Below are 15,747 nucleotides of genomic sequence, written 5' to 3' on the forward strand. Positions count from 1 at the left end.
TCATGACAGTCACCGACACCCAGGCACCCAGCAGCCACCGCCTCACCACGTCGAAGGCGATGGTCGACGCCATCGCATACGAGATGGAACGCGACCAGGGCGTCGTCTACCTCGGCGAGGACGTCGGCCCGTACGGCGGCATCTTCGGCTCGACGGGCGGCCTGCTCGAGAGGTTCGGCCCCGAGCGGGTGATCGACACGCCGATCTCGGAGTCGGCGTTCATCGGCCTCGGCATCGGCGCGGCCGTCGAAGGGATGCGCCCGATCGTCGAGCTGATGTTCGCCGACTTCATGGGCGTCTGCCTCGACCAGATCTACAACCACATGGCGAAGATCCACTTCGAGTCCGGCGGCAACGTCAGGGTGCCGATGGTGCTCACCACGGCGGTGGGCGGCGGCTACTCCGACGGCGCGCAGCACTCGCAGTGCCTGTGGGGAACGTTCGCACACCTGCCCGGCATGAAGGTCGTCGTGCCGAGCAACCCGTACGACGCCAAGGGCCTGATGACGTCGGCGATCCGCGACGACAACCCCGTGGTCTACATGTTCCACAAGGGCGTCATGGGCCTGCCGTGGATGGTGAAGAACCCCCGCGCGACGGCCGACGTCCCCGACGACGCGTACGAGGTGCCGATCGGCAAGGCCGCCGTGGTCCGCGAGGGCAGCGACGTCACCGTCGTCACCGTCTCGCTGTCGGTGCACCACGCGCTCGACGTCGCGGAGAAGCTCGCCGACGACGGCATCAGCGTCGAGCTGCTCGATCTGCGCAGCCTCGTGCCGCTCGACCGCAGGGCGATCCTCGACTCGGTGACCAAGACGGGACGGCTCGTGGTCGTCGACGAGGACTACCTCTCGTACGGTCTGTCGGGCGAGGTGGCGGCGACGATCACCGACACCGACCCCGCGCTGCTGCAGGCACCCGTGCGCCGGGTGGCCGTGCCCGACGTGCCGATCCCGTACGCCCACGCGCTCGAGTACGCCGTGCTGCCGCGCCACGACAGGATCGAGGCGGCGATCCGCAGCGTGGTGGACGCGTGACCGACGTCGTCTTCCCCGCCCTGTCGGCGAAGGAGCCCGACGCCGAGGGCGTGCTGGCGACGTGGTTCGTGTCGGACGGCGACGCCGTTGCGGCCGACCAGCTGCTCGCCGAGGTGCAGGTCGACAAGGTCGCGGCGGAGGTGCCGGCGCCGTCCGCCGGCACCGTACGCCTCCTCGTCGACGAGGAGGCCGTGGTCACCCAGGGCTCTCCCATCGCCCGCATCGAGTAGCGGGAGCGCGCTCAGGGGTGGAACTCGCAGTCGGCGAGGTGGTCGTCGACGAGGCCGCACGCCTGCATCAGGGCGTACGCCGTGGTGGGTCCGACGAAGCGGAAGCCGAGGCCGCGCAGCCGCTTCGCCATCGCGGTCGACTCCGGCGTGACGGCGGGGACGTCGGTGAGTGTGTGGCGCGTCGGTGTGGACTCCGGCGCGAACGACCACACCTCGGCCGCGACTCCGCCCGGCACCTCCAGGGACGCACGGGCGTTGGCGACGGCCGCCTCGATCTTGGCCCGGTTGCGGACGATCCCCGTGTCTCCGAGCAGCCGCTCCACGTCGTGTGCGCCGAACTCGGCGACCACGGCCGGGTCGAAGCCCGCGAAGGCGGCGCGGAACGCCTCGCGCTTGCGCAGGATGGTGAGCCACGACAGCCCGGACTGGAACGCCTCCAGCGTCAGCCGCTCGTAGATGCCGTGGTCGTCGTCGACCCGCCTGCCCCACTCCTCGTCGTGGTAGGCGATGTAGTCGTCCGCCGACAGTCCCCAGGGGCAGCGCAGCCGCCCGTCCGCGCCGGCGACCGCCGCACTGTCACTCATCGCATCGTCCTCCACCGTGTTCGCCCGCGCACCGCACGCACATCTCCATCATTCCCGAGCGCTACGACACGACCAGACCTACGCTGCCCCCGTGGCCATACGCATCGTCATCGCGGAGGACTCGCTCCTCGTCCGCGAGGGCGTGCGCCGGGTCCTCGACCGTGCCGACGGCCTCGAGGTCGTGGCGGAGTGCGCCGACCTGCCCGGCCTGCTCGCCGCCGTCGAGGAGCACACGCCCGACATCGTGGTGACCGACGTCAGGATGCCGCCAGACTCCAGTGACGAGGGCATCAGGGCGGCGGTCCGGCTGCAGGAGACGCATCCGGGCATCGGCGTGCTCGTGCTCTCGCAGTACGCGGAGCCCGCGTACGCCACCCCCCTGCTCGCCGCGGGCAGCGCCGGCCGCGGCTACCTGCTGAAGGAACGCGTCAGCGACGCCGGCCAGATCGTCGCCGCCGTCCGCGCCGTCGCCGACGGCGGCTCCGTCATCGACCCCGCGGTCGTCGACACCCTCGTCAGCGACTCGATCAGGAAGCGCTACTCGCCGCTGGCGTCGCTGACCCCGCGCGAGCGCGAGGTGCTCGCGCACATCGCCCAGGGCAGGAGCAACGCCGCGGTCGGCGCCGCGCTCTACCTCTCCGAACGCGCCGTCGAGAAGCACATCAACGTCCTCTTCGCCAAGCTCGGCCTGGGAGCCCAGCCGGACATCAACCGCCGCGTGAAGGCCGTCCTGCTCTACCTCGCCGAGTCCGGCTGACGCCGCTCGGGCTCCCCCTTCCCCGTTGATCACGTTAACGTGATCAACGGGGACTTCACCCAGTGCAGGGACGAGGTGAAGTCCCCGTTCACGAGGTGAAGCCCTCACGGGACCGCGTGGCGCCGGGGGCACGAGGGTGTTAGCACCCCGGTGATCGTGGTGCCCGCGTCACTGGCAACCGGACGCCGCGCGCGGGACGCTTGAGCCGTGGGAGCCGAGCTGGGGGCGGACGCGGTGGCGGACCCAGGCGTCGACGTGCTCATCGTGGACGACCAGGCGCCGTTCCGCTCGGTGGCGCGCACGCTCGTGTCGCTGCTGCCCGGATGGCGGGTCGTGGGTGAGGCGGAGTCCGGCGAAGAGGCCCTCGCCCAGGCCGACGCCGCGCACCCCGGCGTCGTGCTCATGGACATCAACCTCCCCGGCATCAACGGGATCGAGGCCACCAGGAGGATCCTCGCCCGTGCCCCCGACACCACGGTCGTGCTGCTGTCGACGTACGCCGCCGAGGACCTGCCGCCCGACGCCCGTACCTGCGGGGCGCGAGCCTACGTTCGCAAGGACGATCTCACGCCGCGGCTGCTGCGCGAGCTGCGTTAGGCACCTCGCCGCGGACCGCCGTGCCGGCGCCGGGCGCCGACTCCACGTGCAGCGTGCCGCCGAGCGCGCCGAGGCGGTCCGCCATGTTCACGAACCCGTGTCCCTGCGCCGTGCCGCCGGCATCCATCGCGAAGCCCGCGCCGTCGTCGCGTACCTCGAAACGGAGGAGCCCGCCCTGGTCCTCGATCCTGACCACGATGGACGCACCGGAGCCGGCGTGCTTGCCCGCGTTCTGGATCGCCTCGAGGCAGCAGAAGTACACCGCCGCCTCGACCTCCTCGGCATAGCGCCCGGTGGTCTTGACACAGAGCTCGCAGGGCAGCGGCGCCCGACGCGCGACGGACTGCAGCGCCTGGTCGAGCCCGTGGTTGCGCAGCAGCGGCGGGTAGATGCCGTGAGCGAGCTCGCGCAGGGCGCCGATCGTCTCCTGGACGTCGGTGCGCAGTTCGTCGAGCAGCAGGCCCGTGGCGGCCGGGTCCTCGCCCGCCAGCTCCTTGGCGAGGCCGAGCTTGACCGACAGCGCCACCAGGTGCTGCTGCGCACCGTCGTGCAGGTCGCGCTCGATCGTCCGGCGCGACGCGTCCGCGGCACTCACGATCCGCAGCCGCGAGGCCTGCAGCTCCTCGTTGCGCATGCGCAGCTCCTCAAGCGACGCCTGCAGCGCGGAGTCGAGGCGCATGTTGTGCAGCGCCAGGCCGACCTGCCTCGCCAGCTCGACGAGGACGCGCTCGTCCTCGGCCGAGAAGTCCGGGTCGTCGGGCGCACGCCTGACGACCAGCAGGCCGAGCAGCTCGCCGAGGTGGGCAGCCGGGGCCACCCGCACCGAAGCCCCCTCGGGTGCCTGCGCGTGGTCGTCGTCCGCGAGCAGGGCGGGCAGCCAGACCGCGCACCACGCGGGGCCGCCGACCCGCGTCCTGCCCACGACGACGCGCTCCTTCTCGGTCAGGACCAGCCGCCGCGCGGGACGTTCCGGCACGCTGACGGTACGGCTGAGGTCGCCACCGGCGCCCACCCACACCTCGGCGCCGGCCGGGGCGACGGTCGCCCGCAGCGACTCGACCAGCTGCAGCAGCAGCTCGTCGAACGGCACCGCGCGGCTCATCCGCGCGCCGAAGGACGCCAGCGCCTCCTCCGGCGGCGTGCCCGCCCGGCCGAGCAGCGTCTCGCCGAAAGACACCAGCCTGACCCGCAGCGGCAGCGCGAGCACCACCGCGCTCAGCGCGGCGACGACGCTGCCGAACAGGATCTCGCGCTCCCCGCCGACGGGTGCCCGCCCGAGACCGACCACCACGACGAGGTAGACCGCCACCACCATGACCGCGAGGCCCGCGACGACGAACGCCTCGACGAGCGCACGCTCGGCGACCCTGGCCGTCGCCGGCAACAGGCCGAACACCAGGCCGAGCGGCATCGCCACGAAGGCGCCCGCCAGCCACGGCAGGACGTCGTCGGGCACTCCGAGCAGGAGGTGGACCGCCAGCAGGACCGCGTCCGCCGCGACCATCACGACGGCACCCGCGGCGGTCCACTGCAGGGTGCGCCGGCGTACGGCGTCGACCCTGCGGCAGCGCAGCGCCACCGCCGCAGACGCCGCCAGGCCGGCCGGCACCACGACCGCGATCGCGGTCGCCGTCGCGAGCTCGCGCGCGGTGACGGCGAGCCAGGCCGTCCACGCGACGGCGACCGCCAGGACGGCCGCGGCGAGGATCCGGCGCCACCGCGACGCCAGCTCGCCGTCGGGGAGCGTGAGCCCGAGGCAGAACCACGCCGCGACCGCGGCGGGGACCAGCGGCGCCCAGAGACCGGCCGCGGGCGAGACGACCGCGACGACCAGCGCCGCGCGGACCAGCGCCGGCCGGCCCGCGCGGAACGCCGCGAGCGCGGCGACCAGCCAGCCGGCGGCGACGACCACCGATGCCGTGACCATTCCTCACTCCGTCCGTAGGACGCTACCGATGCGCAGCCGCGCGGCGCGGTGTCCCGGCCACGCGGCGAGCAGGTTCGCGACGAGGACCGCCACCGGGGCGGCGAGCAGCAGTGCGAAGAACGCGAGCGGCGGCTGGTAGTACAGCGGCGTGTTCTCCGCCACCAGTCGCCACAACGTCCGTCCGAGCGCGAGCCCGAGCGGCACACCGAACAGCAGGCCGATCGCGGCGAGCAGCGTCGCCTGGGTCACCACGACCACGCGTGACTGCGTGCGGGTCATGCCGACGGCGCGGAGCACCGCCACCTCGTAGCGGCGACGCCGCACCGCCGTCGCCAGCGCGTGCCCGACCGCGCCCACCGCCAGCAGGGCGAGGAACGCACCGAGCGCGATCGGCAGCTCGCGTACGTCCTGGATCTCCGCGACCTGGGGCGGCAGGGTCGCGAGCTGCAGCGGTATCGGCTGGCCGAGGTCCGCCGCCGACTCCTTCTGCAGCCTCGCCAGGACGGCGTCCGGGTCGGCTCCCTGGCGCAGCGTGATCTGCGCCGTGTGGAACTTGAAGCCGGTGAAGAGTGCGTCGTATCCCGCGGTCGTGAGCCAGCCGCCCTCGTCGTACCCGTTGTGCGAGCCGAGGGGGACGAAGCCGATGCCGGTGACCCGCAACGCGTGCGGCTCCCTGTTGCCGGTGAACCGTACGGTCGAGCCGATCTCGGCGCCGAGCCGCTTCGCGCTCGTCGGTGCGAGCACCACCTCGGCGCCGGTCGTCGGCAGCGTCCCCGCCGTCAGGACCACCGGGGTCGGCTTCCCGACCGGGTCCAGCGTGTACATCGCGACGCTGCCGCCCGGCGCCTCGGCCACCGCATTGCGGGCGTCGTTGACGGCAGCGACGTCCTGGTCCTGCGCCAGGTAGCCGAGGACCTTGTCCGTCGGCGCGAAGTCCTCGCCGTTGAGGCCGAGGAAGGTCTCGAGCTGGTGGGTCTGCCCGAACCTGGCGGGGTTGTCGGCGGCATCGGAGACCCCGGCCGAGAACGTCAGTGCCGCGAGCACGCCGAGCACACCGGTCACCGCCCCGAAGATCGCCGGCCGCACGGGCACCGCGCTGCGTCCGCGGCCCGGCTCGAGCGCGAACCTCGCACCGACGACCACGGGCACCGGTAGGCCGGCTCGTGCCGCGGACACCGCCACCGCGGAACGCCGCGGCGACGTCCGGTCCCTGCGTGGCGACAGCGCGAACCACGCCGCCGCCCCCGCCGCCGCGAGCACCGCCAGCGGCGCGAGCACCCAGCCGGCGCCGAGCACCGCCCAGTCGGCGTGCGCGCCGGGATCCGGTTCGATCAGCGCGGCGGCGCCGATCGGCATCCAGTACGACACGGCGACGGCGCCCGCGACCCCCAGCGTGGCGCCGGCGACGGCTGCCGCGAACGGGCCGGCCGATGCCGCCAGCATCGCCTCACGGGGCGTCATGCCCAGGCCGCGGATGACCCGCAGGTCGGCCGCCGTGGCCGCGGTGTAGCGGGCGACCGACTGGCCGATCAGCACCATGGCCGCTGCCAGCGCCGCGAGGCCGAAGGCGAGCAGGCAGGCGGCCTCGAACGCGTTGACCTTCTGCGCGTGCCGCTGCTTGTCGGCCATGTTCCACACGTCGATGTCGCTGCGGCCGCTCACCCGGGCGAGTTCCTCGCGGAACGCGGGCAGCGCCGACTCGCCACCGCGCAGCCGGACCATGGCGTTGACGTACACCGACTTCTTCGCCCCGAGGATGCTCGCCGGATGGCGTTCGAACACCGCCGGCGACGCGACGACCCGACCCTTGCTCCCCACGTCCTCGCCGAACCAGCCGGAGCGGACGACGCCGACGATGCGGGCGCGGATGACCGGACCGGACGGCTCGTCGAGGGTCGCCTCCTGCTGGTAGGCGTCCATCTGTTCCGGCGTGGCCAGGCGCAGCGTGACCGTGTCGCCGACCCCCTTGCCGTAGTCGTGGGGGAAGCGCGGCGTCACGACCACCTCGTCGACCCGGTCGAAGTCCAGCATCCGACCCTCGATGACCACCGGGCGCTCGATCGTGCGCATCAGCTCCACGCCGGCGGCCGGGAAGTCCACGCTGTCCTCGTCCACGCCGTCGACCATGAACCCGGAGACGGGGAACTCGGCGAGCGTCTCGACCTGCGGCAGCGCCCGCACGGCGTCCCAGTCGAACCCCGGCTGGTTCGGCAGCACGACCGCGTCGGCCGGCAGCGTCTCGGCCAGGAGCCGCTCGACGGCGGTGTCGGCGCGGCGCGCGCCTGCGACCGCGGCCAGCACCGTCATCGTCGCGAAGGCCACCAGCAGGGCGAGCACCACGAGCGAGCGCCAGCGGCGCCTGAGCTCCAGCGCCGACCACGTGACGAGCACGGTCTTCATTGGTCACTCCGCTCGTAGGACGTCGCCGACGGGCAGCCTGCCCGCTCGGCGCGCGGGCCAGGCCGCGAGGACGTTGGCGACGACCAGCGCCGCGGGACCCACCGCCAGCAACGCCCACAGCGCGGTCGGGGGTGGTAGGCGAGCGGCGTGTAGTCGGCGACGAGCCGCCAGACCGTACGGCCGAGCGCCAGGCCGAGCGGCACGCCGAAGACGAGTCCGACGAGCGTGAGCACGGTCGCCTGCGTGGTGACGACGGCGCGGCACTGGGCGCCGGTCATGCCGAGCGCACGCAGCACCGCGACGTCATGGCGCCTGCGGCGCACGGCCACGGTCAGCGCGTGCCCGACGGCCCCGACCGCCAAGGCCGCCAGGAACACCCCGAGCAGGAGCGGCAGGTTGCGCACGCCTCTGACCTGGGCGATCTCCCCCGGCGGCATCGGCGGTTCGAAGGCGAGGCCGCCGTCCGCGACGAGCGACGCGGTCGCGCGTTCCAGGCGGGCCGTCACCGACGCCAGGTCGGCGCCGTCGCGCAGGGCGATCTGCAGCTGGTGCGACTCGAAGCCGTCGAACATCTCGGTGTAGCCCGCGGGCGTCAGCCACCCGCCGTCGAAGTAGAAGTTGCGCTCTCCCGCGGGCACGAAGCCGATCCCGGTGACGGTGACCCGGCGCGGCCCTTTCGTCCCCGTCAGCTCAGTCGTGGATCCGACGCCGGCGCCGAGCACCGACGCGGTGTGCGGGCCGAGCACGATCTCGGTGGCGGCGACGGGCATCCGCCCGGCCGTGAGGACGACGTCGATCGGCGCGCCCACGGGGTCGTACGTGTAGAGCCGGACGGTCCGCGTCCCCGACTCCGCGACGCCGACGCGCGCGTCGTTCAGCCCGACGACATCGGGATCGGCGGCGACCGCGCCGACGACGCCGGCCACGGCTGGCATGTCCTGCCCGTCCGCGCCGAGCGGGCTCTCGAGCCCGTACGTCTGGCCGAACCGCGCCAGGTTGGTCGTCGCGTCGGCGACTCCCGCGGAGAACGTGGACACCGCGACGATCCCGAGGACACCGGTGATCGCGGCGAGCAGCGCGGGCCGTACCGGCACGGCCGCCCGCCCCTGGCCGGCCTCCAGTGCGAACCGGGTACCGACCACGACCGGCACGGGCAGCCCGACCCGCGCCGCCGCGAGCGCGACGGCCGACCGCCGAGCGGACGCGACCTGGCCACGACGGCGCAGGGCGACGAGCAGCACGGTCGCGGTGCCCGCGGCGACCAGCAGCACCGCGCACCCCCACCCGGCGCCGAGCACGAGCCAGTCGGCGTCCACGCCGGGGGCCGGCTCCAGCGCGGCGGCACTGCCGATGGGCAGTGCCGCCGACGCCGCGACGGCGCCGGCCACGCCGACGGCGCCGCCCGCGGCCGCGGCGACGGTCGGAGCCGCCGAGCCCGCGAGCACCGCGTGCCGTGGCGGCAGGCCGAGTGCGCGCAGGACGTGCAGGTCGTCGACGGCGGTCCCCGCGTGCCGTGCGAGCGACTGCCCGACGAGCACGACCGCGGCCAGGAGGGCGGCGAGCGCGAACGCGAGCAGTCCTCCGGCCTCGAAGTTGGTGGTCTTCTGGATCAGCGGAGTGCTCTCGCCGAGGTTCCACACGTCGATGTCCGACCGTTTCGTCGCCTCCGTCATCGCGGAGGTGAACGCCGGCACCGCCGTCGCGCCGCCGGCCAGCCGCACGAACGCGGCGGTCTGGACGCTCCCCCGCACTCCGGTGAGGTTCGGCCCGTACCTCGCGAACAGTGCTGGCGACGTGACGAGGCCACCCCGGTAGCCGGGTGAGTCAGAGAACCACATGGACCGCACGACGCCGACGATGCGCGCGCGGACCCGCGGCCCGGCCGGACGCACCTGGGCGTCCCCCGTGACGGCGGCGTCCATGCCCTCCGGCGTGTGCAGCAGGAACGTGACGGTGTCGCCGACACCGAGGCCGTAGCTCGCGACGAAGTTCGGCGTCACCACCGCCTCGTCGACGCGTGCGGGGTCGGCCAGGCGACCGTCGAGCACCACGGGACGCTCGACCGTCCGCATCACCTCGTCACCGGCCGGCACGAGGTACACGGGGCCCTGGGCCGTGGGCAGTCCCTCGACGGCGACCTCGGTGTTGACGAAGGCCCCCACGGCCTCGACACCGGGGAGCGCCCGCAGCGTGCCGTAGTCGAACGCCGGGTCGTTCGGCAGGACCACGAGATCGGCCGGCGCCGTCCGCTCGCGCAGCCGCTGCTCGGCGGTGTCGCCCCTGCGGGCTCCCGCCACGGCCGTGAGCACGGCGCAGGTCGCGAACGCGACGAGCAGCGCGAGCACCACCAGCGAACGGCCGTGCCGGCGGAGCTCCAGCCGCAGCCACGCGAGCGCGAAGGTCACCATGTCACTCCGCCCTCAGCACGTCGCCGACGCGCAGCCGGATGGCGCGCCGCGCCGGGCCCGCGGCGAGCAGGTTGGCGACGAAGAGCGCGACGGGACCGACGAGGAGCAAGGCCCAGAAGGCGAGCGGCGGCTGGTACGCAAGCGGCATGTAGTCCGTGACGAACCGCCAGACCGTGCGGCCGAGCATCATTCCGAGCGGGACACCGAACACGAGACCGACCAGGGCGAGCACCGTGGCCTGGGTGGCCACGACCGCCCGACACTGGCCGTGCGTCATGCCGAGTGCGCGCAGCACCGCGACGTCGCGCCGCCGGCGGCGGACGGCGACCGCGAGCGCGTGCCCGACGGCGCCCACGGCGAGCAGAGCCAGGAACCCGGCCAGCACGAACGGGAGCACGCGCACTCCGCGGATCTGGCTTACCTCGGCCGGCGGCAGGGACGGCGAGAACGGCACCGCGAGCCCACCGGCGGCTGCCGCGGTCGCGCGGTCGAGCCGCGACATCACCTGCGCCGGGTCGGCTCCCGGACGCACCGCGATGTGCAGCAGGTGGCTCTCGAAGCCGCGGAAGAGTGTGGCGTAGCCCGCGACCGTCAGCCAGCCGCCGTCGAAATAGAAGTTGCGCGGTGTCGAGGGCACGAACCCGAGTCCGGTGACGGTGAGGCGGCGCGTTCCCCGCTCGCCGGTGAGGGCGACGGTCGACCCCACGGTGGCGTCGAGCTCGCCCGCGGTGTGAGGAGCGAGCACCACCTCGCCGGCACCCGACGCCAGCCGACCGGACGTGAGGACCACCTCGAGCGGCGAAACCACCGGGTCGTACGTGTACAACCTGACCGAACGCCGGCCCGCCTCCGCGACGCCGACCCGCGAGTCGTTGACGCCTGTGACGTCCCGGTCACGGGCGACGAGGCCCCGCACCTCCGCCGACGGCACCGCGTCCGTGCCGCCGCCGCCGAGCCAGGTCTCCAGCTGGTAGGTCTGGCCGAAGCGCGCGGGGTTGCCCGCGGCGTCGGCGACCCCTGCGGAGAGGGTGGCCACCGCGACGATCCCCGCGACGCCCGCGACGGCAGCGAGCAGCGCCGGACGCGTCGGCACCGACGCGTCACCGCGTCCCGGCTCGAGCGCGAACCTGCTGCCCACGGTGACCGACACCGGCAGACCCGCGCGCACCGTGGCGGCGGCGACGGTCGAGCGGCTCCGCGCCTGGCCGCGCGGGCGCGCGCTCGCGAGCAGGGCCGACGCCGCCGCACCCGCGAACGCAAGCACCGCGGCGGCGACCCAGCCGCCACCGAGGACGAGCAGGTCGACGTCGACACCCGGATCGGGCTCGAGCAGCCCGGCCGCCCCGAGCGGCATCCAGTGCGACGCCGCGACCGCGACCGCGACACCCGCCGTCGCCCCGGCGGCCACGGCCAGCACGGGCGCGAGCGAGGCGGCCAGCACGACCAGCCGGCGGTCGGCGCCGACCGCGCGCAGCACGAACAGCTCCGCGACGGCGGGGGCGGTGTGCCGGACGACGGACTGCCCGATGAGGACGAGCGCCGCGGCCAGCGCGATCAGGCCGAACACGAGCATGGCGGCCGCGTCGAACCCGAACCTCTTCTGATCGGCCGGACCCCACTCCGCGGCGTTCCACACCTCGATGTCGGTGCGATCGCTGAGCGCGGTCAGGTCGGCACGAAACCGCGGGACGTCTGCGGCCCCGCCCTCGAGCCTTACCAGCGCGACGAGGTCGGCGCCCCGGCGCGTACCGGTCAGGTTGTCCTCGTACCGCGCGAACAGCTCAGGCGACGGCACGAGGGTGCCGGCGGCGTCGCGCGTGTCCGAGTACCACAACGACCGCACCACGCCCACGATCCGGGCCTCGACCCTCGGCCCTCCCGGCCGCCGGATGGGATCACCGGCGAGGAGCGCATCGGTCTGCTCCGGGGTGCGCAACCGGTAGGTGACGGTGTCCCCGACGCCCAGACCGGCGCGCTCGACGAAGCCCGACGTCACCACCGCCTCGTCGACCCGGCTCGGGTCGGCCAGCCGGCCGGCGACGACGACCGGCCGCTCGACGGTGCGCATGACGTCGGCGTCCGCGGGCACGAAGCGGACCGCGCCGCTGCCCGGCGGTACGCCGCCGAGCGGGACGTCGGCCTCGAGGAATGTCGAGATCGCCTCGACCTCGGGCAGGGCGCGCACGGCATCCCAGTCGAAGCGCGGATCGTTCGGCAGCACCACGGTGTCGCAGGGCAGGGTCTCGGCCAGCAACCGGTCGAGCGCCGTCGCGCCGCGCCTGGCCCCGGCGAACGACGCGAGGACGGTCGCGGTCGCGACGGCGACGAGCACCGCGAGGACGACCAGCTCGCGCCGGTGCCGGCGCGCCTCCAGCCGCAGCCACGCGAGCGCGAACGTCACGAGCCGTCCTCCGACGTGAGCATCGCAGCGGCGGGGTGCACGGTCACGGCGACTCCACGCGTCCGTCCCGCATCTTCACGGCGCGCTCGGCGCCGGCGGCGACGTCGGGAGAGTGGGTCACCATGATGATCGTCTGGCCGTCGTCGTGCAGCCGGCGGAACAGCTCGAGCACCTCGAGCCCGCCCTCGCTGTCGAGCGCGCCCGTCGGCTCGTCGGCGAGCAGCAGGGTCGGCTCGTTGACGAGCGCGCGGGCGATCGCGAGCCGCTGCCGCTGGCCACCGGAGAGCACCGCGGGCACCTGGTCGACGCGGTCGCCGAGGCCGAGCAGGTCGAGCAGGTCGCGCGCACGCGATCCCGCCTCTCTGCGGCTCATCCCGCCGAGCACGCCGGGCAGCACGAGGTTGTCGAGCGCGGAGACGCCGTCGAGCAGGTTGAAGAACTGGAAGACGAAGCCGATGTGGTGGCGGCGGAACCGTGCGAGCCAGTCCTCGTTGCGACCGTCGACGCGTTCACCGGCGACCTCGACGGTGCCCTCGTCCACGGTGTCGAGGCCGGCGATGACGTTCAGCAGCGTCGACTTCCCGCAGCCGGACGGACCCATCACCGCGACGAACTCGCCGGGGACGACGTCGATGTCGACGCCGCGCAGCGCGCGCACCGGCGCGAGCTCGGCGGCGAACGTCCTACGCACCCCACGGACGCGTACGGCCGCAGGCGGCTGCGCGTCGGTCGGTTCAGGCGAAGGAGCGGTGTCCAGGCTGCTGGCCATCATGCGACCTCGAGTCGGTAGGCGTTGACCGGTGTGGCACGGCCCTTGACGGACCGGGAACCCAGGGGTGACCAGGACCACTCGTCCCCGACGGCGCGGACGGTGGACTCCACCGCCACCGTGCTGCCGGCCGGTCGTGCCAGGTCCTGCATGCGCTGAGCGAGGTTGACCGTGTCGCCGACGAGCGTGTACTCCACCCGCTCGTCGCTGCCGAGCAGCGCGGCGGCGACCTCTCCGGTACTGAGCCCGATACCGAGCCCGAACGCGTCGAGGTCGCGCGCGGCCCACTCCTCGTCGAGCGCACGCTGACCGGTGTGCATGTCGCACGCGGCCCTGACGGCACGCGCCGCGTGCTCGGGCTCGGGATCGGGGGCCCCGAACACGGCCATGACCGCGTCGCCGACGTACTGCATGACCGTGCCGCCCGCCGAGAGGATGGCGGCGTTCATCGCCCGGCGGTGCGCGTTCAGCTGGCCGGCGAGGATGCCCGGGTCGGTGCGCTCCGCGATCGCGGAGTAGCCCCGGACGTCCGACATCAGCACGGTGACGACGAGACGCTCGGTGCGTCCGGCGGCGCCGCGGTCGCTGCGCAGCCGCTCGGCGAGACCACCGGGCAGCAGCCGCGACAGGGTCTCGCCCTGCTCCTCGCGGCGCAGGATCGCGGTGTGCAGCATGCGGAGCCGGCGCAGCGCGCCCTGCCGGCCGGCGCTCGCGCCCTCCGCGAGGTCGAGGAAGAGCTGCTCGACCTCCGCGTTCACCGCCTCCGGTGTCTCCCTGCGCGTCGCGGCGATCGCCTTGACCGGCCGGCCCTCCGCGATCTGCCTGAGCAGGTCCTCCTCCTGCGGCGACAGCTCGCCCTCGGCGCGGGCGGGCGACACGAGCGACTGCACGATCTGCGGGTCGAGCAGTGACCCGCCGGCCGCCACCTCGCGGATGGCGCGGCCGAGCAGACCGGCCTCGGCCACCCGGTCCTTGAGCAGGTACGCGTACCCCGCCGCGCCGTCCTGCAGCAGCTTGATCGCGTAGTCGGGGTCGTCGAACTGGCTGAGCACCACCACGCCGGTGCCGGGCAGCCGCTTGCGCACCTCCCGCGCCGCCTCGATGCCCTCGTCCTGGAAGGTGGGCGGCATCCGGATGTCGGTGACGAGCACCTGCGGACGCAGCTTCTCGGCCTGCTCGACGAGCTCGTCGTAGTCGGACGCGACGCCGAGGACGGACAGCCCGGGATCATGGGCGAGCAGGGAGCGCACGCCTTCGCGGACGATCAGGTTGTCGTCCGCCAGCACCAGCGATATCGCTTCCACGTGTTGATTAGAACTCCGGGCCGAACCCGCGACCAGGGTGCTGGGACGAGCGCGCACGGATGCTGGCATCCCGTGAGTTCACCGGCTGGCGCCCTCGTTCGCGCGACCGCGCGGTTCCTACTGTCGTGTCAGTTCTCCGCATCAGCGGCCGACCATCACCGAGGGAGGCGTACCATGCGCGTCGAGTCGCGGGTCACCTCACTGTCCTGGATCCCCTCCGAGGCCGTGACCGGCCTCATGAAGAACGCGTTCACCACCATCAGCCACTACGACGACCCGCCGCCGGCGGAGCTCGGCGACCTCGGGGAGATGCGCGACACCGACCGCTTCCGGTTCGCCAACCGGCTGGCCGTCTGGGCGGAGTTCGACGGTCGGCTGGTGGTCGACCACGGCGCCTCCGGCGGCGTCCTCATGGGCAGCAGCCGCCTGGGCGTCGGTCCGGTCGGCACGTCGTTCGCGGCGATCGCGCTGCCCGACCTGCGCGGCGAGCCGGCGGTCGGCGACGGCTGGGTGCGGTACACACAGACCGTCGGCGGGCGCGCGGCGATGCCGTGTCCGCGGCGGATCTCCAGTCCCCCGTTCGTCCGGCTGCAGTCGCCGCTGGTCTGGACGACGCTGTCGATCACGCTGCACGCCGACGGGACGTCCGAGTCGAACCTCGACGGCGCGAGCCCGTTCCCCCGGCACTGGGTCTACGGCGACGACGACACGCTGATCCTCAAGGCCGGCACGACCGACTACCAGGGCTGGGTCGGGCAGGAGGGCAGGCACCGCACGCCGTGGGGCGACGAGGACTCCCCCGTCGTGGTGACCGCGGCCGAGACCGCGCTGGAGCGGCAGCTCTCGACGACGATCATGCGCGGCGGCCACCGGCCGGTCCTCCGCACCGTGCCGCCCGGTGAGATCGTCGTGAAGCAGGGCAGCGAGGAACGCGACCTGCTGCTGCTCCTCGACGGCGTGCTCACCGTCGACGTCGACGGCACGCCGCTGCCCGAGCTGGGTCCCGGCGCGGTGATCGGCGAACGTGCCGTGCTCGAGGGCGGCCGCCGCACGGCGACGCTCACCGCGAGCACCCAGGTGCGCCTCGCCCAGGTGCCCGCCGAGCACGTCGACAGGGAGCTGTTGGCCCGGCTGGCGGAGGTCCACAAGCGCGAGCAGGCCTGAGGGGGGCGCCCGGGGGTCGGGTGGTCCGTGTTGATCACGTCAACCACTGGGGGACCCTGGCGGGCCATCCCCTACGGGTGAAAAGTAGGGGGTGGCCCGCGGTGTCCCTGGCGACGGCGTGATCACAACGGTGCGGTAGAGCCCGCACGTCAACCTGCCGCTGGGGTCA

Annotated in this window: 12 protein-coding genes; 5 read left to right on the forward strand and 7 right to left on the reverse strand. The window is 73.8% G+C overall.

Annotation, left to right across the window (positions count from 1 at the left end; all coding sequences use genetic code 11):
* The first annotated feature begins 2 nt into the window (after positions 1 to 2).
* Together GEV10_20540 and GEV10_20545 are read left to right on the forward strand one after the other, a co-directional pair.
* Entirely contained in the window at positions 3 to 1,037 is a 1,035-nt protein-coding gene (locus GEV10_20540) for an alpha-ketoacid dehydrogenase subunit beta (GenBank protein ID MQA80837.1), read from the forward strand.
* Positions 1,034 to 1,267 carry a biotin attachment protein gene (locus GEV10_20545; protein ID MQA80838.1) on the forward strand — a complete coding sequence of 78 codons (234 nt, stop codon included), beginning with the start codon at positions 1,034 to 1,036 and terminating at the stop codon, positions 1,265 to 1,267. Before GEV10_20540 ends, GEV10_20545 begins: the two co-directional genes overlap by 4 nt.
* Before the next feature lie 11 nt (positions 1,268 to 1,278).
* Here GEV10_20545 and GEV10_20550 read toward each other — a convergent pair whose 3' ends face one another.
* On the reverse strand, positions 1,279 to 1,851 hold the full coding sequence (locus tag GEV10_20550) for a DNA-3-methyladenine glycosylase I (GenBank protein ID MQA80839.1): 573 nt from the start codon (positions 1,849 to 1,851) through the stop codon (positions 1,279 to 1,281).
* 91 nt (positions 1,852 to 1,942) lie between these two features.
* Here GEV10_20550 and GEV10_20555 point away from each other — a divergent pair, with 91 nt between their 5' ends.
* On the forward strand, positions 1,943 to 2,608 hold the full coding sequence (locus GEV10_20555) for a response regulator (protein ID MQA80840.1): 666 nt from the start codon (positions 1,943 to 1,945) through the stop codon (positions 2,606 to 2,608).
* 234 nt (positions 2,609 to 2,842) lie between these two features.
* Positions 2,843 to 3,205 (forward strand): response regulator, encoded by a 363-nt coding sequence (locus tag GEV10_20560; protein ID MQA80841.1) that lies wholly within the window; start codon positions 2,843 to 2,845, stop codon positions 3,203 to 3,205.
* On the opposite strand, the gene GEV10_20565 is transcribed toward GEV10_20560, so the two are convergent.
* Genes GEV10_20565 through GEV10_20590 form a run of 6 tightly spaced genes read right to left on the reverse strand, consistent with a single transcriptional unit; the run spans position 3,174 to position 14,483 of the window.
* Positions 3,174 to 5,132, reverse strand: a complete 1,959-nt coding sequence (locus GEV10_20565) for a GAF domain-containing protein (protein ID MQA80842.1) — start codon at positions 5,130 to 5,132, stop codon at positions 3,174 to 3,176. The genes GEV10_20560 and GEV10_20565 overlap by 32 nt on opposite strands.
* A gap of 3 nt (positions 5,133 to 5,135) precedes the next feature.
* On the reverse strand, positions 5,136 to 7,532 hold the full coding sequence (locus GEV10_20570; GenBank protein MQA80843.1) for an FtsX-like permease family protein: 2,397 nt from the start codon (positions 7,530 to 7,532) through the stop codon (positions 5,136 to 5,138).
* A complete protein-coding gene (locus tag GEV10_20575; protein ID MQA80844.1) occupies positions 7,529 to 9,940 on the reverse strand; it encodes an FtsX-like permease family protein in 2,412 nt (803 codons plus the stop codon). The genes GEV10_20570 and GEV10_20575 overlap by 4 nt, the downstream gene beginning before the upstream one ends.
* A 1-nt stretch (position 9,941) precedes the next feature.
* A complete protein-coding gene (locus GEV10_20580) occupies positions 9,942 to 12,341 on the reverse strand; it encodes an FtsX-like permease family protein (protein ID MQA80845.1) in 2,400 nt (799 codons plus the stop codon).
* A gap of 43 nt (positions 12,342 to 12,384) precedes the next feature.
* Positions 12,385 to 13,113, reverse strand: a complete 729-nt coding sequence (locus GEV10_20585) for an ATP-binding cassette domain-containing protein (protein MQA80846.1) — start codon at positions 13,111 to 13,113, stop codon at positions 12,385 to 12,387.
* On the reverse strand, positions 13,110 to 14,483 hold the full coding sequence (locus tag GEV10_20590) for a response regulator (GenBank protein MQA80847.1): 1,374 nt from the start codon (positions 14,481 to 14,483) through the stop codon (positions 13,110 to 13,112). Before GEV10_20590 ends, GEV10_20585 begins: the two co-directional genes overlap by 4 nt.
* A 105-nt stretch (positions 14,484 to 14,588) precedes the next feature.
* On the opposite strand from GEV10_20590, the gene GEV10_20595 reads away from it, so the two are divergent.
* On the forward strand, positions 14,589 to 15,578 hold the full coding sequence (locus GEV10_20595) for a cyclic nucleotide-binding domain-containing protein (GenBank protein MQA80848.1): 990 nt from the start codon (positions 14,589 to 14,591) through the stop codon (positions 15,576 to 15,578).
* The last annotated feature ends 169 nt before the right edge of the window (positions 15,579 to 15,747 follow it).

Source organism: Streptosporangiales bacterium (assembly GCA_009379955.1).
Lineage (GTDB): Bacteria > Actinomycetota > Actinomycetes > Streptosporangiales > WHST01 > WHST01.

Bases quoted from the DNA above. Each gene is read 5' to 3' on its own strand.
- GEV10_20540 (MQA80837.1), top strand. From the start codon at position 3: ATGACAGTCACCGACACCCAGGCACCCAGCAGCCACCGCCTCACCACG.
- GEV10_20550 (MQA80839.1), bottom strand. From the start codon at position 1,851: ATGAGTGACAGTGCGGCGGTCGCCGGCGCGGACGGGCGGCTGCGCTGC.
- GEV10_20565 (MQA80842.1), bottom strand. From the start codon at position 5,132: ATGGTCACGGCATCGGTGGTCGTCGCCGCCGGCTGGCTGGTCGCCGCG.
- GEV10_20570 (MQA80843.1), bottom strand. From the start codon at position 7,532: ATGAAGACCGTGCTCGTCACGTGGTCGGCGCTGGAGCTCAGGCGCCGC.
- GEV10_20575 (MQA80844.1), bottom strand. From the start codon at position 9,940: ATGGTGACCTTCGCGCTCGCGTGGCTGCGGCTGGAGCTCCGCCGGCAC.
- GEV10_20585 (MQA80846.1), bottom strand. From the start codon at position 13,113: ATGATGGCCAGCAGCCTGGACACCGCTCCTTCGCCTGAACCGACCGAC.
- GEV10_20590 (MQA80847.1), bottom strand. From the start codon at position 14,483: ATGCCAGCATCCGTGCGCGCTCGTCCCAGCACCCTGGTCGCGGGTTCG.
- GEV10_20595 (MQA80848.1), top strand. From the start codon at position 14,589: ATGCGCGTCGAGTCGCGGGTCACCTCACTGTCCTGGATCCCCTCCGAG.